This window comes from Niastella koreensis GR20-10 (assembly GCF_000246855.1).
Classification (GTDB): Bacteria; Bacteroidota; Bacteroidia; order Chitinophagales; family Chitinophagaceae; genus Niastella; species Niastella koreensis.
In genome coordinates, this window is sequence record NC_016609.1 from 3,804,853 (window position 1) to 3,826,066 (window position 21,214).

The 21,214-nt window shown below is 47.6% G+C and carries 12 protein-coding genes; 6 read left to right on the plus strand and 6 right to left on the minus strand.

Annotated features, from left to right (window positions below; all coding sequences use genetic code 11):
- Positions 1–6: 6 nt before the first annotated feature.
- Complete coding sequence (locus tag NIAKO_RS36785) at positions 7–855, minus strand: glycosyltransferase family 2 protein (RefSeq protein WP_165761297.1); 849 nt, start codon at positions 853–855, stop codon at positions 7–9.
- Positions 856–1,132: 277 nt separating this feature from the next.
- Between NIAKO_RS36785 and NIAKO_RS14840 the strand changes: the two genes are divergently transcribed.
- Positions 1,133–10,027, plus strand: a complete 8,895-nt coding sequence (locus NIAKO_RS14840; protein ID WP_014219265.1) for a T9SS type B sorting domain-containing protein — start codon at positions 1,133–1,135, stop codon at positions 10,025–10,027.
- 47 nt (positions 10,028–10,074) lie between these two features.
- Here NIAKO_RS14840 and NIAKO_RS14845 read toward each other — a convergent pair whose 3' ends face one another.
- Together NIAKO_RS14845 and NIAKO_RS14850 are read right to left on the minus strand one after the other, a co-directional pair.
- Positions 10,075–10,899 (minus strand): LamG domain-containing protein, encoded by an 825-nt coding sequence (locus NIAKO_RS14845; RefSeq protein ID WP_165761298.1) that lies wholly within the window; start codon positions 10,897–10,899, stop codon positions 10,075–10,077.
- A 70-nt stretch (positions 10,900–10,969) separates the two neighbouring features.
- A complete protein-coding gene (locus tag NIAKO_RS14850) occupies positions 10,970–11,728 on the minus strand; it encodes a menaquinone biosynthetic enzyme MqnA/MqnD family protein (RefSeq protein ID WP_107685675.1) in 759 nt (252 codons plus the stop codon).
- 59 nt (positions 11,729–11,787) lie between these two features.
- Between NIAKO_RS14850 and purB the strand changes: the two genes are divergently transcribed.
- On the plus strand, positions 11,788–13,134 hold the full coding sequence (purB, locus tag NIAKO_RS14855; RefSeq protein WP_014219268.1) for an adenylosuccinate lyase: 1,347 nt from the start codon (positions 11,788–11,790) through the stop codon (positions 13,132–13,134).
- A gap of 118 nt (positions 13,135–13,252) precedes the next feature.
- On the opposite strand, the gene NIAKO_RS38130 is transcribed toward purB, so the two are convergent.
- Both NIAKO_RS38130 and NIAKO_RS14865 read right to left on the minus strand, forming a co-directional pair.
- On the minus strand, positions 13,253–14,275 hold the full coding sequence (locus NIAKO_RS38130; RefSeq protein WP_014219269.1) for a GNAT family N-acetyltransferase: 1,023 nt from the start codon (positions 14,273–14,275) through the stop codon (positions 13,253–13,255).
- A 195-nt stretch (positions 14,276–14,470) separates the two neighbouring features.
- Positions 14,471–16,072: a peptide chain release factor 3 gene (locus NIAKO_RS14865; protein WP_014219270.1), complete on the minus strand. Its 1,602-nt coding sequence runs from the start codon at positions 16,070–16,072 to the stop codon at positions 14,471–14,473.
- A 105-nt stretch (positions 16,073–16,177) separates the two neighbouring features.
- On the opposite strand from NIAKO_RS14865, the gene NIAKO_RS14870 reads away from it, so the two are divergent.
- Complete coding sequence (locus NIAKO_RS14870) at positions 16,178–16,873, plus strand: NAD-dependent epimerase/dehydratase family protein (RefSeq protein ID WP_014219271.1); 696 nt, start codon at positions 16,178–16,180, stop codon at positions 16,871–16,873.
- Entirely contained in the window at positions 16,870–18,051 is a 1,182-nt protein-coding gene (locus tag NIAKO_RS14875; RefSeq protein ID WP_014219272.1) for a glycosyltransferase family 4 protein, read from the plus strand. Before NIAKO_RS14870 ends, NIAKO_RS14875 begins: the two co-directional genes overlap by 4 nt.
- Positions 18,052–18,061: 10 nt before the next feature.
- On the opposite strand, the gene NIAKO_RS14880 is transcribed toward NIAKO_RS14875, so the two are convergent.
- Positions 18,062–18,694, minus strand: coding sequence for an MgtC/SapB family protein (locus NIAKO_RS14880; RefSeq protein WP_014219273.1), 633 nt, complete (start codon positions 18,692–18,694; stop codon positions 18,062–18,064).
- 140 nt (positions 18,695–18,834) lie between these two features.
- Between NIAKO_RS14880 and NIAKO_RS14885 the strand changes: the two genes are divergently transcribed.
- A complete protein-coding gene (locus tag NIAKO_RS14885) occupies positions 18,835–19,704 on the plus strand; it encodes an aldose 1-epimerase family protein (protein ID WP_014219274.1) in 870 nt (289 codons plus the stop codon).
- 208 nt (positions 19,705–19,912) lie between these two features.
- Positions 19,913–21,163 (plus strand): ABC transporter permease, encoded by a 1,251-nt coding sequence (locus tag NIAKO_RS14890; RefSeq protein ID WP_014219275.1) that lies wholly within the window; start codon positions 19,913–19,915, stop codon positions 21,161–21,163.
- The last annotated feature ends 51 nt before the right edge of the window (positions 21,164–21,214 follow it).

The following is a 21,214-nucleotide window of genomic DNA, read 5'->3' on the forward strand; positions in this document are numbered from 1 at the left end:
GGTATTTTACAATCCGTTCCTAACCTTATTTTTCTTTAATAATTTATTATTATAATAACGCGGGAAATAGGTCATTAAAATGAGTTTGGCAATAAACAGTACCGGCGATTTCCTGAACCGTTTTACCCAATGCGCCGTAATATACTGATGGCCCATCCTGGTTGCATATTTCTCATGCAGGTAATTTTCGATGCTGTTGGGTTTTGCGTAATTGTTATACAGGGTCTTCGACATGGAGGTGTTCAGCACCCGGTAATCGAACAACACTTCGTCAACATACCTGAATTCATACCCGGCAAATGAAATGCGCAACCACATGTCCCAGTCTTCCCATCCCAGCTTCATATTGGTATCATACAAACCGACCTTATCAAAAACCGACCGCCTGATCACGGCACAGGCATCGATAAAATTGGCGATCATCAGCTTTTGCATATTGTAAGCGCCTGTTTTCCAGGTGCCCGTTTGCTCGCCAAAATATTCAGCATTGCCATATACCACGGCTACCCGGGGGGCAGCATCCATGACCTCGATGGCCCGGGTAAGATACGCAGGGCGCACTTTGTTATCGGAATCAAGGGGTAAGATATATTCCCCGGTTGCTGCCTGAATACCCGTGTTACGGGCGCCCGACAAACCTTTGTTTTCCTGAAAAATAACCTGGTACCCTTTTGCCTTCAGTTCGCGGAGCTTATCATTGGTAAATTGATCGGTGGAACCGTCATTCACAATAATCAATTCGTACAAATCTGAATTACAATCTCTTATACTATCAAGCAACTCATCCAGAAAATGCCCCTGGTTATAACATGGAATAATGATCGATACTTTAGCGCCCATAGTATTAAACCTCAAAAATATTGATTTATAGTTAAGTAACCTATAAAAACGGGCGGCTGCCCGCCCGATTTTTATTGCACGGTTATCGGCCAAAACTGCACGCTTATTGCCGAAACAGCACGCTTGTCGGTATTTTATAAACAGCTTGAAATATCTTAATATATTTGGGCGTTTAACCATAGCCCTGTATACATACCCCATACAACCCATGAAGTCTTATATTCTGACTGCCGTACTGTGCTTGACTGTTATATGTTCATTTTCCCAGATAAACTGCAATAATTGGCTCAAAGTGCCCTCCCAGTCTTCCTACTTTCGGATAGGCGACCTGGATGTACCCGGCAATAAGATCACTGTTGAAGCAGTGATCAACAGAACCAGCCCGTATACGGGTGGACAGCCGTATGCCGGCGATGTTGTATCTAAACATACCGGCCCCAGTGATGTAAACTATCTGTTGAGGCCCAATGATGCAGAGATCACTACCAGCAACGGGTATTTCAGAACGCCTGACATTTGTGATATAGAATTGAACAAAACGTACCACATAGCCCTGGTTTATGACGGCAGTACGTTGAAATTTTACCGCAATGGCTTTTTAATGAGCCAGGTGGCCGCCACCGGAAACCTGTACCAGAATAACTGGAATACGCAGATCGGGATTTATGATGGGTTAACCCTGCCTGAACAATTTATCGGATATGTAAATGAAGTTCGTATCTGGAACGTAGCGAGAACGCAGGCCGACATTCAGGCTTACATGAACACGTCACTGCCATCCCCCGCTACCCAAACCGGCCTGCTGGCTTATTATACCTTCGATGATCTGCTGAATAAACAGGGCAATCCCGCCTGGAATGGCACATTAGGGGGCCCTGCCACCATAAACAATACCAATTCCAATTGTACCTATATACCCGACTCCTGTAAAGCAGTAACAATAGGCTTTACCACCCCCGATACAGTTTGTTTGACTTCGCCGGTAACTATTAACAATACGTCCTTAAACGCCACCACTTATTACTGGAATTTTTGCGTGGGCAATATCAATACCCCGCCATCAGCAGTCAACATAGGCAATCCCGGTAGCCTGTCGGCTCCGGTGTTTATGGATTATGTGTATACGGGCGGTAATTACTACGGCTTTGTGACAAATTACGCTTCAGGGAACCTGGTCCGGCTCAACTTCGGGAACAGCCTGCTCAATACCCCCACGTCTACCAACCTGGGTAATTATGGCGGCATCTTACAGTCAGGCTCCGCCACGGAAGGCATTCAGGTGGTACAGAATGAGGGAAACTGGTATGCTATAATAGTGGGTGGAAATTCAGCGGCGGGTACGCAGCCCAGGCTGGTAAAGATCGATTTTGGCGCCAACATCACCAGTGCGGGCACTGCTACCAACTGGGGCAACCTGGGTAATATGGACCAGGCGGTAGACCTGCATGTATTTAAAGAAGGCAATAACTGGTATGGGCTTACGGTAAGTGCTGAAAACAATTCCATCACCCGGTTCAACTTCACCAATAGTTTCAATAATACACCTACAGGCGTAAACCTGGGTAATATTGGCGGACTACAATACCCCACCGGTATTTATGCCATCAACGACAATGGCTTCTGGCGGGTATTTGTTACCAATGGCGGCGACAGAAACCAGATCGGTACGGCCTCTTCCATAACCCGGCTCGACTTTGGCTCCTCGCTGCTGAATACACCTACAGGGGTGAACCTGGGTAATCCCGGGGGGATCCTGCATCACCCGCGCGATCTCACCATTTTGAAGTTTTGTGGTCAGATAACCGGTTTTGCGGTGAATGGTAACCCCAGTTACTACGACCTGGTGCGGCTTAACTTTAACAACGACCTTACCACGTCCCCAACGGCCACCTCCCTGGGTAATACCGGTAATTACAGCTTTCCACATTCCATTTCAAAACTGTTCCGCGTAAATGATGATGTATACGCCTTTATTACAAATGTGGCCAATAATACCATCAGCCGGCTGCGCTTTGCCGGTTGTACCAATGCCAGTGTTTCCAGCTCAACCTTACAAAACCCGGCGCCGGTTACCTATTCAACTCCTGGCACCTATAACATCAACCTCACCATCGACGATGGCTTGCCCACGCAGGCAAGCTTTTGTAAACAGGTAGTGGTGGTGGCGCCGCCGGTGCATACACCCACCCAGTCGTATACACTCTGTTCGGGTAATACTATCAAGATCGGAACCGGGGTAAAAAATGCAAAGTATACCTGGAATACCGGCGCTACTACCGATTCAATAACTGTTAATACCGGTGGCGTTTACTGGGTACAAACAGACGTATTTGGCTGTACAAACAGGGACAGCATTATAGTATCATCCTGTGTACCGGTCACGGCACAATTCACTACTCCCGATAGCGTTTGTTTAAACACACCGGTAAACATTACCAATACCACCACAGGGGCCACTACTTATTACTGGAATTTTTGTGTAGGCAATATCAATAACCCACCGTCGGCTGTCAACATAGGAAATCCGGGTAACCTTTCTGTACCGGTGTTCATGGATTATGCGTATGCGAACGGGAATTACTACGCTTTTGTGTCAAACCATACTTCCGGGAGTTTAGTGCGGCTCGACTTTGGGAACAGTTTACTCAATACGCCTGCTTCTGTGAACCTGGGTAACTATGGCGGTATCTTACAAACCACCTCTGCAGCCGAAGGCATACAGGTAGTACAAAATGAAGGGAAGTGGTATGTTATAATAGTGGGCGGAAGTACGATCTCCGGTACGCAGCCCAGGATCGTAAAGATCGATTTTGGCGCCAATATCACCAGTGCGGGCACTGCTACCAACTGGGGCAACCTCGGTAATATGGAACAACCGATAGACCTGCATGTATTTAAAGAAGGCAACAACTGGTATGGTTTCACTGTAAATGCCGACAACTATACGCTCACGCGGTTTAACTTCACCAATAGTTTCAATAATACGCCTACTGCCATAAACATGGGTAATATTGGCGGACTATCCTACCCCACTGGTATTTATGCCATCAACGACAATGGCTTCTGGCGGGTGTTTATTACCAATGCCGGGGTCACCTCCAGCCCTTCCATAACCCGGCTCGACTTTGGCGCCTCGCTGTTGAATACCCCCACACCCGTAAACCTCGGTAATCCCGGAGGCAAGCTGCACTCGCCGCGCGACCTCACCATTATGAAGTTCTGCGGCCAGATCACCGGTTTTGTTGTTAATGGCGACCAGAGCTACAACGACCTGGTACGACTTAACTTTGGCAACGACCTCACCGCCACCCCAACTGCAACCTCACTGGGTAATACCGGTAACTACAGCTTTCCGCATTCTATTTCAAAACTGTTCAGGGTAAATGATGATGTTTATGCATTTATCACCAATGCGGCCAGCAATACCATCAGCCGGCTACGCTTTGCCGGTTGTACCAATGCCAGTGTTTCAAGCTCAACGTTAAAAGATCCGCTGCCCGTTACTTATTCAGCACCGGGCACTTACAATATCAACCTCACCATCGATGACGGGTTACCCACCCAGGCAAGCTTTTGTAAACAGGTTGTGGTGATGGCGCCGCCTACCCACACGCCTGCACAGACGTATACCATTTGTTCGGGTAACAGTATAAAAATTGGCACCGGGGTAAAAAATGCAAAGTACTCCTGGAATACCGGCGCCACTACCGATTCAATTATTGTAAACACCAGCGGCATCTATTGGGTACAAACAGACGTATTTGGCTGTACAAACAGGGATAGCATCATAGTATCCTCCTGTAACCCGGTTATCGCCCAATTCAGCGCCCCCGATACCGTTTGCATAACCACACCGGTAACCATCGCCAATAACTCATCGTCCAACGCCAGTTCGTATTACTGGACGTTTTGTACCGGCAACTTAAATGCTCCGCCGGCTGGCGCCAACCTGGGGGTATTGAACGGCTCCCTTACATCGCCCGTTTACATCGACTATGTACAGGATAACGGAAAATATTATGGTTTCATGACCGATAACTATACCGGTCAGTTGTTCCGCCTTGAATTTGGTACCAGCCTGTTGAATACACCTACCACCTATAACCTGGGCAATTTCGGCAGCATTATACCCGTTGGGGCAGAGGGCATCCAGGTAATAAAAAATGAGGGGAAATGGTATGCCATCATTGTGGGTGGTACTGTTGCCAATAATACGGTCCCCCGCATCTTAAAAATTGAATTCGGTACTAACATCGCCAATAATACGCCGGTTGCCACCAACTGGGGTAACATTGGCGGCCTGGCCTATCCACACGACCTGTATGTATTCCCCGATAATAATGGAGTTTGGTACGGGCTTACCGTAAACTCGGACAACAACACCATAACCAGGTTTAATTTCACCAACAGCTTCTCCAATACGCCCACCGGCACCAACCTGGGTAATATTGGCACCTTGAGCGGCCCAACAGGTATTTATGCCATCAACGACGGCGGCAACTGGTATGCATTTGTGACCAATGCGGTAAGCAGCACCTTAACAAGACTGGATTTTGGCAGCTCATTATTGAATAACCCAACAGGCACCAACCTGGGCAATATCGGCGGCCAGTTTCATAGCGTATGGGATATCCAGGTAATAAAATATTGCGGTAACCTGCTGGCCTATGTTATCAACGCCGATCAAAGTTATAATAGCATTCTTAAGCTCGACTTCAACAACAACATAACCAGCATCCCTACTGCTGTAAACTTTGGCAACATCGGGAATATGAAGTTCCCGCATTGCCTTTCAAAAATATTCAGGGCGGGTGCAGATCTGTATACGTTTGTTCCAAACGTAGCCAATCAAACCGTTACCAGGATAAGTTTTGCCGGTTGTAACAACGCAAGTATTCCCAACTCAACCGCACAAAATCCCGGGCCCATTACCTACAACACTCCTGGCACTTACAATATCAATCTCACCCTCGATGATGGCCTGCCTACGCAAACGGCCTTTTGTAAACAGGTAGTGGTATTGCCCGAACCGGTTCATACCCCCACAAAAACTATTAATCTCTGTACAGGCGATAGTGTAAAGATTGGTACGGGCGTAAAATATGCGCAGTATACCTGGAACACCGGCGACAAAACCGACTCCATCACCGTGAAAACGGCTGGCACCTATTGGGTTCAGACAGACCGATACGGTTGTTCAAACCGCGACAGTGTGATTATAAATATTGTTGCCAAACCAGTGGTGAACCTGGGGGCAGATACACTGGTATGTACCTTTACTCCTTTTACCCTGGATGCCGGGAATGCAGGCGCTACTTATTTGTGGCAGAATGGATCAACCGCGCAAACTTTCACGCCCGCCGGCGTTGGAAAATATTATGTACGGGTTACTAATGCTGCTGGTTGTGTAGGGTCAGATACGATCGTAATATCCCAGCAAACCAAAGGCAATACAGATTACGTTTACAAACAGGACGTGTGTAATCCGTTGAATGTTCAGTTCATCCCGGCAGGTAATCCCCTCACCAACCCATCCTGGGATTTTGGTGATGGCAATACCACTACCGGCAGTCTCAACACCACCCATTCTTATGCGGCTTTTGGTACTTACACGGTCAAATTCGCCATTGCAAACGGGGTTTGTAAAGACACCATTATTAAAAATATTTCGGTAAACGTAACGCAGAGCGACATCGTTCTTACGCCCGATACCACCATATGCTTTAACGGTACCGGTCAGTTGCGTGCCAAACCGGCCCTCAGCTTCTGCTGGTCGCCCACTACATACCTTAATAACCCGAACATACCCAACCCGGTTACCAGTACCCCGGGCACAACTACTTATTACTATACAGCCGAGGTACCCGGTACCAACCTGGTTGTAAACAGCGATTTCAACCTGGGCAATACCGGTTTCGGCTCGGGCTATGCGTATACTACCCGCAACATCAATGAAGGTGAATATTATGTAGGCCCCAGGCCACAAGCCTGGAACCTGCTGCTGGGAACCTGTACCGATCATACTACCGGTACCGGTAATATGCTGCTGGTAAATGGTGCGTCCCAGCCCAATGTAGCTGTATGGACCCAGACAATCAACATAACGCCCAATACCAACTATGCGTTCTCGGCCTGGCTGCAGAACATCAATGTGAACAATGCAGCCAGTAACCCGCCCAACTTACAGTTCTCGATAAATGGCATTCCCATTGGGAACAACCTGCAGGGAAGGAACGCCATGTGCGTTTGGGACCAGTTTTATACAACCTGGAATTCGGGAAATAATACAACGGCCAACATCTCTATTGTGAATAAGAATACAGTGGCTTCCGGTAATGATTTTGCACTTGACGATATTTCCTTTGCCCCGGTATTTATTCAGCGGGATAGTGTTATTGTAACCGTAGACACGCCCCTGGTAAAAACCATCAACGACACCACCATCTGTAAAAACACCCCGGTTCAGTTACAGGCAACCGGCGCTGTTACCTGGTCGTGGCTACCGGCAACAGGTTTATCCAATGCCACCATCAGCAATCCAATTGCCACGCCGTTAGCCAATACCCAATATATTGTTACCGGAACAAATGTACATGGCTGTACTGCCAAAGACACCGTACAGATCAACCTGTTCCCCGAACCGGTGATCTTTACCAGTCATGATACCATTATCTGTCCTAATACGTCTGTTCACTTATCAGCAAACCCTGCCCTGGCATCCTGGAACTGGACACCGCCGGCCACGTTAAGCAACCCGGCCATTCCTGATCCGGTGGCAACACCAACCGCCACTACCACTTACACCGTGGCAGTTACAGATGGTAATACCTGTAATTATACCGACACCATCAGGGTAGCTATTAAAAAGATGAACGTTACAGCCTCCGTGTTGAATGCAGCTGTTTGTCAGGGTGATTCTACCCAACTGTCTGCATCCGGAGGAGTTACTTATCAGTGGAGCCCGGCCACCGGGGTAAACAATACAGCTATAGCCAACCCCAAAGTGGCGCCAACCGTAACAACAGATTATAAAGTGATTGTTACAGATGCCACGGGTTGTATAGATTCAGCTACCGTACAGGTGGTGGTAAAACCAGTACCACCTCACACGCCCATTCAATCAGTATCTATCTGTACAGGATCCAGCATAAAGATCGGCACAGGCATTTTGAATGCCCAATACACCTGGAATACCGGCAACAGCAACCAGGATTCAATGGTAGTAAATACGGGCGGAACATATTGGGTACAGTCGGTAGTAAATGGCTGTAGCAATAAGGACAGTATAACAGTTACCCTGCTGCCAAACCCGGTGGTAAACCTGGGGCCCGACGTTACCGATTGCGCCATAAACAACCTGGTGTTGAATGCAGGCAATGCAGGCAGCCAATTCCTGTGGCAGGATGGGTCCATTGCACCAACCTTTACCGCCAATGCATTTGGAAAATATTATGTACGGGTAACCGATGCCAATGGCTGTTTCAACTCGGATACCATCAACCTTATAAAAACAACCGCCCGGCTGGGTGATTTTACCTTTAAAATTGATGCCTGTAACCCGCTGTCGGTACAGTTTACCGGCACCGGCGCTACTATCCAGAACCCCTACTGGGCTTATGGCGATGGCAATACAACAACCGGCACTGCAACCACTACCTACGTTTATCCTGCGTATGGAGATTATACGGTGAAGTTTGGGCTGCAAAGCGGGTACTGTAAAGACACCATTACCAAAACGGTTCCGGTACATGTAACACCAGCCAATATTATAGCCACCAGCGACACCACCATCTGTTTCAATACCACCAAACAGTTGCAGGCGCAGCAGGCAACCAATTTCTGCTGGTCACCAACAACCTGGCTCAGCAATCCGAATGTAGTCAACCCGGTTACCTCCACGCCATCAACAATAACGTATTATTATACGGCTGAAATAAATGGCGCCATCCTGCGCGACAGTGTAACCATCACCATCGATTCGCCGGTTGTAAAAACGAATAATGATACTACCATCTGTAAAGATGCGCAGGTACCCTTACACGCAACCGGGGCTGTCAGCTGGTCGTGGCTGCCTGTAACCGGTTTGTCAAATGCCGCCATCGGTAACCCGGTGGCCACCCCAACAGCCACTACGCAGTATATTGTAACCGGTACAACCATACATGGCTGTTCGGCAAAAGACACCGTAAACATCACCCTGTACCCGGTACCAACGGTTATCAGCAACCACAATCTGATAGCCTGCCGCAATACCCCGGTGCAGTTGAACGCCAACAGTGCTCTTACGGCATGGACCTGGTCACCGGCGGCTACCTTAAACAACCCGGCCATAGCCAATCCCGTTGCCACACCCGCGGCAGACACCAAATACCTGGTAAAGGTTACCGATGCTAATAACTGTAACTATACCGACTCAGTAACCGTACAGTTGCAAACCACTCAATTCACGGTATCAAATAATAAACCCCAGGCCATTTGTAAGGGCGAATCGGTGGTGTTAAAAGCAACAGGGGGCAATACCTATCTATGGAGCCCGGCAGGTTCACTCAGCAATGCCGGCCTGCCTAACCCTATAGCTACACCCGATACCAGTACGTTGTACAGCGTTTATATAAAAGAAAATGTTTGTAACAACGATACTACCATCAATGTACAGGTAGTGGTAAAACCATCGCCCATTGTAACCGCAGAAAAATCGAATGACCTTGATTGTGTAACCCATACAACCAGGTTGAGCGCTACGGGTACGCCAGGCAATACTTATGTATGGTCGCCTGCCAGTGGTCTGGACCATCCATACTCACCCAATCCTGTTTCATCAACCGATACTACTGTTACGTATGTGGTAGCAGGCACTAAAGATGGCTGTACCACCCTGGATAGCATAACAGTAAATGTTACCTCAACCGGCAAAGTATCTTTTGAAATACCCAATGCCTTCACGCCTAATAACGATGGACGCAATGATTGTTTTGGAGTAAAAACCTGGGGCGGAGTGGTTATTGAAGAATTTACCATCTTTAACCGTTGGGGACAGAAAGTATTCAGTTCCAACAAAGAAAACGCCTGCTGGGATGGCCGCTTTAATGGTATACCCCAGCCGGGCGGAGGGTATGTGTATGTGATAAAAGCCAAAACCTATTGCGGGCCAATAAAACGAACCGGTACGCTGATACTGGTAAGGTAAAAACCAACAACTGCACAGCTTCAATAAAAACTGTGCAGTTGCTTTTTTTAGCGGATAGCTACAGAGCCTTTGAAGCCTGATATTTGTTCAACAGCCGCAGCCAGTTTGGCAATTTCGCACTCATTGATAACGCGGTTATAAAGCCGTACTTCATCTAATTTTCCATCAATAGATACAATATCGGCTTTCCACCAGCCACCGATCATCAGATCGGAATTATTACATTTCTTGGCATATTGAAAAGACCTTTTTTTGGTTGAATGCAACACCCCGTCAACATACAGTTTCTGTATACCTTTCCCAAATGTAGCAACAACACTGTACCACCTGCCAGCTGCTATGCCACCACTTGAATAACAGGCCATCGACGGATCGTAGCCATAAGTACTGCTGCAGGGGTCCAGCCCGGAAGCCATCCCGAAATTCCATTTATTGTCTGTTGGCAGGCTTTCGTGAATACCAAAGGTCAGCGATTCACCGGTTTCAAAGTTGATGCGGCTGATTGTTACATTCCTGCGCCGGGAGTTGTTTACCAGCACATAAAAACAAACGGATAAGGAGTCGGCATTCAGTTTGCGGTTACCCGGCACAATCAGGTAATCATCCTTCCCGTCAAAACCCGCTGCGTGGTACAGCCGGCCTTTGCAGTCAGTAGTTAAATAAGCGCCGTTCTTTGGAATGGCATGGTTGCCATTACCGCTGGCATCATTGAAATTAGCATTGAAAGGATAATAAGCCAGTAACCCCTTTTTCAGGTCAGAGGCACAGGTAGGCTCACTAAGAGGGGACTTGACAATTATATCACCACGGCCATCTTTTTTGAAGGCAGTCAGTACCATAACCGTACTACAACACAAGATAATTTTTTTCATAGCAAAGGGCATTGGGCACCGGTAAGATTTCCGGCTGTACAGAACGTGGCGTGCACATGCTTATTGCCTGCTATTTAGCAGCCTGGGTTTGGGAAACAGTTAGAAATTCCAGGAACTTTTCCAGTCCCTTTCGCTTGTTGGGCGTTAGTTCATAGCTGATATGTTCAGTCCAGTATTTGCGCAGGTCAAAAACCGGGTAAGGATTTTCCTCCACGGCCATTTCAATATGCTGCAGCCCCTGTTTATTGGCCGCATCAAAGGCGGTAATAAAATCGGCGGGCAATTGTTTATTGCTCACCCAGGCGGCAAAAACAAATGGCAGACCGGTCATGGCAATCCAGGCCTCGCCCAGGTCATATATATAGGGGGAAACTTTACGTTGTTCCAGCGCCCGGTCGCCAATAACCACCCCGGCGGTGGTGCCTTTTATTTGTGAGCGGTAGTCGTCCTTGGTATCAATCAGCTCCACGTCTTTTTTCCAGTACTTGCGCAACAGCACTTTGGCCAGGGCCACGGAGGTGCGGCTCTGGTAATCGAGTAGTACTTTTTCTACCTTTTCCAACGGAACTTCACTAAAAATAGCGACCGAAGCCACCGGACCTTCACAACCAATACAGTAATCGGTTATTATATGATGTTCTTTCAGGTGCGGGATCACCGCCACGGGAACCAGGCCCACATCAATTGTTCCCTCCACCAGCATACGCGCAATATTAGCAGGATAATCTTCGATCAGCAACAATTGGTCAACCACCGGCGCACGCTGAATTCCAAATATTAAAGGCTTCGTATTGAGATAATTAACAATTCCAACCTTAATCTTATTCAATTGATTTAATTTTGCGGGCACAAAGGTACTCGACGTATTGTAATAAACAACAATTGTTCATGGAACTAAAAGCACTTACGGCCATCTCTCCTATCGACGGACGCTATCGTCATCAGGTTCAACATCTTGACGAATATTTCTCTGAATTTGCATTAATTAAATACCGGGTACTGGTAGAAGTAGAGTACGTTCGGTTCCTGGCCGATAAGAAATTCTTTTCCCTGTCTGCTGCGCAGAAAAAAGCCCTGCAGGAGGTGTGTGATAACTTCTCCGTAGACGATGCGCTGAAAATAAAAGACACCGAAAAGATCACCAACCACGATGTAAAAGCCGTGGAATACTTTCTAAAAGAAAAAATGGCTGCCATGGATGCCGAAGCCATCCAGGAATGGGTGCATTTTGGCCTTACCTCGCAGGATATTAATAATACCGCCATTCCGCTTTCGTGGAAACAGGCTATCGAGATCGAATATCTCCCCGCCGTACTGAACTTTAACCGGCAACTGGAGATCCTGGCCACCGATTGGAAGGACGTGCCCATGCTGGCCCATACCCATGGACAGCCCGCCAGTCCAACCCGCCTGGGTAAGGAGATCATGGTTTTTGTAGAACGCATCGGCAACCAGGTAGAGCAGGTTATTTCGGTACCTGTTACCGCCAAGTTTGGCGGCGCCACCGGAAACTTCAACGCCCATGCCGTTGCCTTCCCCGAAAAAGACTGGGTTAGCTTCGGTAACGAATTTGTAGAAGGCGTACTGGGTCTGCAACGCCAGCAGTTCACTACCCAGATAGAACACTACGATAACCTGGCCGCGCATTTTGATGCCATGAAACGCATCAACAACATCCTCATCGATCTTTGCCGCGACATCTGGACATACATCTCCATGGAATATTTTAAACAGCGTACGCTGAAGGGCGAAATTGGCTCCAGCGCCATGCCGCATAAAGTAAACCCCATCGATTTTGAAAATGCCGAAGGCAACCTCGGCATCGCCAATGCGCTGCTCGAACACCTGGCCGCCAAATTACCGGTAAGCCGCCTGCAACGCGACCTCACCGATTCAACCGTATTGCGCAACATCGGCGTTCCGTTCGCACACATTATTCTCGCCATAAAATCAATTGAAAAAGGATTGAGCAAACTGGTGTTGAACACCAATGCCCTCAATGCCGACCTGGAAGACAACTGGGCCGTAGTAGCCGAAGGTATTCAAACCATCCTTCGCCGTGAAAACTACCCCCAACCATACGAGGCGCTCAAAGAACTGACCCGTGGCAAGAATGGCATTACGCAGGAAAGCATTCATGCGTTTATTGAAGGCTTGAAGGTTTCAGCTTCTATTAAGAAGGAGTTGAAGCGGATAACACCGCAAAACTACACAGGAGTAAATCCGGAATTCTAATGAGATAATGTGATAATTGAATACAGAGCTGTCAGCTTCTGTAAATAAAAAAGCTCACGCGAAGCATTCACGTAAGCTGTATTTCATTAGCTAATTATCGAATTAGCACATTATCACATTATCTTGTGTGTCTCCACCACAACATATCTCCCTTTTGCGTGAACTGCATAAACTGATTCTTCTCCAGCACCCGCATAGAGGCTTTATTCCCCGCATAGGTTTCCGCCAGCACCGTGGTAATATCCGGGCGGGTGGCAGTCCATTGTAATAAGCCTTTAACCGCTTCGGTCATATAACCTTTGTTCACCATGGCGGGCATGGTACCATAGCCGATCTCTACACAACCATCAATGGCGGGCGGACCTTTAAACCCGATCTCGGCTACAATGGTATGGCTTAGTTTATCAACCACCAGCCAGAAGGTGAAGAACAGGTAATCGGGTTCGGCGGCGCGCCGCATGGCGGGCAGCGTTACCTTCATTACTGTATCATGTACCTGGGGCGACATGTTACGGCCAAAGGGCATCAGGTTAAGCGCGTGTTCCAGTTCGTCACTGCCCTTGCAGTACAACTCTAATTGTGGGATGGTAAGTGGAAATAAATGAAGCCGTTCTGTTTCTATTGCATTGGGATTGCGGCTGCTGAAATAACACAGGGTTTTATTGCCCTCCCGGAAGTTGGCCTGTTGCTGAAATCCGCACCGCAGCAGTACATTTTGCGAAGCGGTGTTGGCTTCTTCGGTGATGGCCACTATTTTCGGCAGCTTCATAACGTCAAAGGCGTATTGCCGCCCGGCCAGGGTGCTTTCCGTAGCAAAGCCCTTGCCCCAGTAATCCTTCAGCAGGGCATACCCTAATTGTATTTCGTGATTCCGTTTAGAGTCGGCGCTTTCAACGGGAATAATGGCAAAGGAGCCAACAAAAGCGCCGGTAGCTTTTTCATCCATGGCCCAGCGGCCCATCAGCGGCCGTTGCTGGTAGTTTACAATGTTTCGCCTTAAAAACAGCGAACATTCTTTCCGGTCCCGGGCCTCGCGAATGTACCGCATCAGCTCCGGGTCACCATTCAGTTTGAAGAAGTTCTCTTCATCTTCCAGGGTATACCTGCGTATAATTAACCGGTCTGTCTCGAATATAACCATAATTAATTTGCTAATGTGCTAATTTGCTAATGTGCCAATGAAAGCCAAAAACCAATGAGATAATTAGCTAATTCGATCATTCGATAATGGAATACAAAGCAGTCTGCTTCTGTGAATAAAAAAAGCTCATGCGTAGCATTCAAAAATGCTGTATGGCATTATCACATTAGCAAATTATCACATTATCACATTCTTCTACACCGCCTCTTTGTGGATTTCGCTGGTAAAATGGAACTCAATATCCGGATTGTTACTCCGTTCGGTATTCAGGAACCATTCGCTTTGCGCCAGGTATACCAGGTGACCGTCTTTATCGGTAGCGATGTTGTTCGATTTAAAACGGGTGAAATCATCCAGCTTTTTGGGATCGGCGCTGGTGATCCAGCAGGCTTTGTAATAGGGCATGGTCCTGAATTCGCAGGAAGCGCCATACTCCTGTAATAACCGGTACTGGATCACTTCAAACTGCAGGTCGCCCACACAGCCAATGATCTTTTTGTTGCCGCCAAACTGGGTGAACAGCTGGGCCACGCCCTCGTCGGTAAGCTGTAAAAGACCTTTCTCCAATTGCTTGGTTTTCATCGGGTCTTTATTTATCACCTCTTTAAATATTTCAGGGCTGAACGAAGGAATACCGGTATAGTAGAAATTTTCTCCTTCGGTGAGGGTATCACCGATCTTGAAGTTGCCTGTATCAAATAAACCTACCACATCGCCGGCAAAAGCTTCCTCGATCACATCCTTATCGCGGGCCATGAAAGTGTAAGGGTTGCTGAACCGCACGTCTTTATCGAGCCGTACGTGGTGGAAGTATTTGTTGCGCTCGAACCTGCCACTGCATACCCGTAAAAAGGCAATACGGTCGCGGTGTTTGGGATCGAGGTTGGCGTGGATCTTGAAAATAAAGCCACTGAACTTATCTTCGGTAGGCGGTACTTCCCGGGCTGAGGTAGCGCGCGGGCGGGGAATCGGCGCAATGCGGATGAAGGTATCCAGCATTTCCCTTACCCCAAAGTTGTTGATGGCAGAACCGAAGAATACGGGCGCCACTTTTCCGTTCAGGTAATCGGTGGTATTCAATTCGCCATAAACTCCGTCTACCAGTTCCACATCTTCCCGCAGAATAGCAGCATCTTTATCCCCCAGCTTTTCATCGAGCACAGGCAGACTGAGATCTGTAATTCTTACGGTATCCTCATCATCGGCCACCGCCTTTGTATTGGCAGTAAACAACAACAGGTTTTTATCGTACAGGTTGTACACCCCTTTAAAGTCTTTACCGCTGTTGATGGGCAGGGTCATGGGGTGCAGGCTGATCTTTAATTCGTTTTCGATTTCTTCCAGCAGGTCGAACCGGTTCTTACCATCGCGGTCCATTTTATTGATGAACACGATCACCGGGGTATCGCGCATGCGGCACACCTCCATCAGGCGGCGGGTTTGATCCTCTACCCCGTTCACGCTGTCCACCACCAGGATAACGCTGTCCACGGCAGTGAGGGTGCGGTAAGTATCCTCTGCAAAATCCTTGTGACCAGGGGTATCCAGCAGATTGATGAGAATATTTTTATATTCGAAACTCATTACCGACGTGGCTACCGAGATACCTCTCTGGCGCTCAATTTCCATAAAGTCACTGGTAGCGTGTTTTTTGATCTTGTTGCTTTTTACCGCCCCGGCCGTTTGAATGGCACCCCCAAACAGGAGGAATTTCTCGGTAAGGGTGGTTTTACCGGCGTCAGGGTGCGAAATAATAGCAAAAGTGCGTCGCTTATGAATTTCGTTATTGTATTTCATTGTGTTATATCAGATTGTGCTTTCCGGTCATAAACCATTTAGCCGCGCAAAGGTACGGTTTTTATGGGGGCGGATACCTACATTTGCACTCTAAAAAAAAGAAGCATGGTTGTTGGCAACGGACTTATTGCAAAGGCATTTGACCCGTGGTATTCGAAAGATGACAGATTCCTGGTCTTTGCATCCGGCGTGTCCAATTCCGGCACGGCCGACCCCGCCCAATTTTCCCGCGAGGCCAGGCTGCTGGAACAGACCCTGCAACAACACCCCGAAAAAACCCTGGCCTACTTCAGCACCTGCAGCGTATACGATGCTTCTCTTTCGAATTCGCCCTACGTACAACACAAGCTGGCCATGGAAAACCTGATACGGACCAGCCATACAGGCTATCATATTTTCCGCATCTCTAACCTGGCAGGCAACACCAGCAATCCCAATACCTTTCTGAATTATTTTGCACAGCACATTCAATCGGGCAGTTTCTTTTATCTGTGGCACAACACCTGGCGCAATGTGCTGGATGTAACCGACCTGGTAGCCATTTGTAATCATATATTGCAACAGGGATTGTATAAAAATGAGATCGTCAATATCGCCAACCCCATCAGTAATAATGTAGAAGAGATCGTCAATATCCTGGAGACCGTACTACAAAAAAAAGGGAATTACGAATTGATCGAAAAAACAAGCAAGCCAATAATTGATACCACTATTGTGCAGGAACTGGCGCCCGGATTGGATATTGCTTTCAATGAAAAGTACCTGTTCAATATCGTTAAAAAATATTTTGCCGCATTATGAGTTACCAGCAGTCAAAAAGAAAATTGAGGTGGGAGCTGGCGCTCATGTTCCCGTTTGTTTGGCTGGGCAAATGCTATGGATGGCTGTTTCCCTTAAAGACCCGGCATAAGGCCTTCCTGTTTTATCCCAACGGCGACATCGGCGGATCGCCCCGGGTGAATATAGATATTGCAACAGCCATCCAGGACGCCCATCCGCTTATTATTTTTTCCAAGAAACCCAAAAACAACCAGTTCAGGGAACTGTACAACATACCCGGTGTACGGGTGATTGACCTGCAGGCTTATATTGATAAAAAAGCCCTGCACTTTATCAACTTTTTTTTCCGGGGGGTTATTGCCGCATGGATCAACCGGGAAAGCAACCCGGTGGTATTTGGCGGAGAGTCTATGTTCTTTTACAAGATTGTACCCCATTTGCGAAAAGGTATCCGTTGCGTGGAACTGTGCCATCTGGCCACCTGGATCAATTATACCCTTGCCTATATTGACCGCATTGACCTGCGCATTTTCAGCACGCAGAAGCTGAAAGAAAATGTAGAAGAACTATACCGGCAGAACCACGTTCCTGCTCATTTGTACAACCGCCTGCGTTTTATTGATAACGCCATAGATATCCCGGTATACAAAGCCATCTACAATCCCTTGCTGGAAGTAGTGTTCGTAGGCCGCGGGGCCCCGCAAAAAAGAGTGCCCCTTATTGCCGCTATTGCACAACGCATGCATGAAGCCGGAGACCCGGTACATTTCTCTTTTGTTGGCGATGTGGAAAAAGTGATAGATCCCGGCCAATACCCTTATTGCAAATTTTATGGCAATGTGAACGACAATGCGCTTATGGAGCGTATTTATGAGCAATCTGATGTGTTGTTGCTCACCTCCGCTTTTGAAGGGTTACCTATTGTGGTCATGAAAATGATGGCTTATGGCAGAATAGTAGTGTCTACTGCGGTGAATGGCATTCCGGACTATATTAAACACCAGCAAAACGGCCTGCTTATTTATGCTACAGACGAAACCGCGATAGTTGAAGAAGGCGTGCAACTGATCCGTTACATCGTGGCGAACCGGGATGCAGCCACGCAGCTGGGTCATCAGGCACATCTCGATGCAGCAGCCCTGTTCAGCCCGGATGTGTTTAGTAAAACTTACAGAGAAATATTGCTTGGGCAGCCATGAGGCAGGAGTTTTAAAACACAAACTTCTGCACCGCCGCATCATTCAGGATATGACTGATAAACGCGTGATGGTTCTTTTTGGAACCAGCGGCATCCCAGGTGGCCTGGCAGGTTTGATTTTCCTTACTGAACTGGCCTCTTTTAAAGGTGAGGTGATAGCGTTTCATCAGGTCTTCATAATGGTCAAATACCTGGTCGTGGTAAGCACAGGTGATCTCATACGTATGCACCCGGTTAATGCGGTCAATCCATTCCTCCACCAGCTTGAATGATTGTAAAATGCCCACCAGCACAATACAACCCGCCAGCGCTATATACTGGTGACCGGCCCCTACCCCTACCCCCAATGCAGCCGTGGCCCAGATGGTGGCAGCCGTGGTAACACCGTTAATGCCGGTTCCCCCCATAAAGATCACCCCGGCGCCCACAAAACCAATCCCGGTAACAATATTACTGGCAATACGGTCGGGCGAAGTACGCTCGCCCAGCTCCATCGAAAAAATGGTAAACAGGGTGGCGCCCAAACAGATCAGCATCAGCGTACGCAAACCCGCCGATTTGTTATGATATTCCCGTTCAGACCCTATTATAGCGCCAATTAAAATTGAAATAAGCAGTTTTGTTACGATATCCAACGTATCCATCCATTGAAGATATTAAAAATCAGTAAACGGGTTAACTGTTTAAAGAAAATTGTATCACCGAAAGTATAGCCTTGTTATTTCGTCCTCAACGTATTAACTTGTCAACTTTTCAACCTGTGAACATATCAACTACCTCCATTATGTTAACGATAGAAAATAACCAGATAAAAGCCGTTATAAACGCCAAAGGCGCCGAGCTTACCCAACTGATCCTAAAAGAACATCAACTGGACTATATGTGGGGCGGCGACCCGGCCGTATGGGGCAAACACTCACCCGTATTGTTTCCCATTGTAGGCTCGTTAAAAAACAATACCTACTACTACAACGGACAGGCGTACCAGCTGCCCCGGCATGGATTTGCCCGCGATAAACAATTTGCGGTAGAAAGCCAGTCGGCCGATACCATTAGCTTTTTATTACGCAACGATGCCGAAACCGCTACCGTGTATCCCTTTGCGTTTGAGTTTCGTATCCGGTACACCCTGGTAGATAATTCCCTGGCTGTTGCCTATGAAGTAGTGAATCCGGACAAAACAGACCTGTATTTTTCCGTAGGCGCCCACCCGGCCTTTAAGATCCCGGTAGTACCAGGTACAGAATACACCGATTACTATTTACAATTCAACCAGGTTGAAACCACGCCGCGCTGGCCCATTTCACCCGACGGACTGATAGAACAAACGCCCTTACCGCTGTTACAAAACACCAACCGCCTCAACCTTACAAAAGACCTCTTTCAAAAAGATGCGCTGGTGTTAAAAGGCATGCCGTCTACCATTGTAACCCTCGGTTCTGCCAAAACACCCCACGGTTTCCGCTTCGATTATCCCGGCTTTCCCTTTATGGGCATCTGGGCCGCCAAAAACGCCGATTTTGTTTGCATAGAACCCTGGTGTGGAATAGCAGACAGCGTTGCTACATCACAACAGTTACAGGAAAAAGAAGGTATTAATAAACTGGCCGCCGGGGAAACATTTACGCGTACGTGGACTATAACACTAATGTGATAATTTGCCAATATGCTAATGTGCTAATAGAATACAATTTTTTGAGTGCTTCGCGTGAGCATTTTTATTTACAGAAGCTGACAGCTCTGTATTTCATTAGCAAATTAGCACATTATCACATTAGCTAATTTGCCCCTCTCTTCAGCCTAAGCAACCATTTAACACTACAGTTACCTAATAATCAGGTGTTTCCTATTATATTTGGTGTATGCGCCGAGTCCTTGAAATTCTGGGCAGTAGCCTCAACTTAACCTGGCAGGAATTTAAATCCCATAAAATTCGCACCTTGCTCTCATTGACCGGGGTGGCCTTTGGTATTTTTTGCATTATCAGCGTGCTGGCCACGGTAGATAGTCTTAAATACCAGGTTAAAAAAGACATTCAGGCGCTGGGCACCAATACCGTGTACATCGATAAATGGGTGTATGCCGGTGGTCCCGACTATCCCTGGTGGCGCTATGTAAAACGTCCCTCCCCCAGCTACGACGAAATGAAGCTGCTGAAAGAAAGAGTGCCTGCCGCCGCCAATGTGGCTCTCAATATCAATACCAACAGTTATGTAGGGTTCCAGAACGATGTCATAAACAGTGTGAACTACTATGGCATCACCGATGAGTTTATAAATATTCAACCTGTAGAAATTGAACTGGGCCGGTATCTGCAACCCGCCGATTACGACTTTGCCGCCAATGTAATCGTGATGGGTTATACCATTGCCGAAACGCTGTTTGGCAAAGCCGAAAAAGCAGTGGGCACCACCGTTATTCTCAAAGAAGGCAAACGCGCCCTGGTGGTTGGACTCATAAAAAAACAGGGCAAAAGCTTTGTAGGCGGTTGGGAATACGACAACAGCATCCTGATGCCGCTGGGCTTTATGAAACAAATGGTACGCGAAAAAACCAGCAGTCCCATCATAATGGTACAGGGCCGGGAAACGGTGCCCATGAACCAGTTGCGCGATGAGCTTACCGGCGCCATGCGTTCCATCCGCAAATTAAAACCCACGCAGGAAGATGATTTTGCCCTGAACGACATTGATGCCTTCAGCAGTTTCGCCGATGAGATCTTTGGCGGCATCAATAAAGGCGGCTGGGCCATTGCCTGTCTCTCGCTGGTAGTTGGCATGTTTGGCGTAGCCAATATCATGTTTGTGACCGTACGCGAACGCACCTCACAGATCGGACTGAAAAAAGCCATCGGCGCCAAAAGCTCTATGATCCTCACCGAATTCCTGCTCGAAAGCGCCTTCCTGTGTATTATGGGCGGCATACTAGGGCTGTCTATAGTATTCGCACTCACCCTGGCTTCCAAAGCCATCTTTGGGTTCACCGTGTTTATAGCGCCCGGCATCCTCATACTGGCTATCTCCATTTGTATTATCGTAGGCGTATTGGCCGGAATTATTCCCGCCAGGATCGCTGCTAAAATGGACCCGGTAGTAGCTATCAGAAGCAAATAGCTTCAGGCTGCACGCAAATACAGGGCGAAAGTTGAAAGCCTAAAGCTAAAA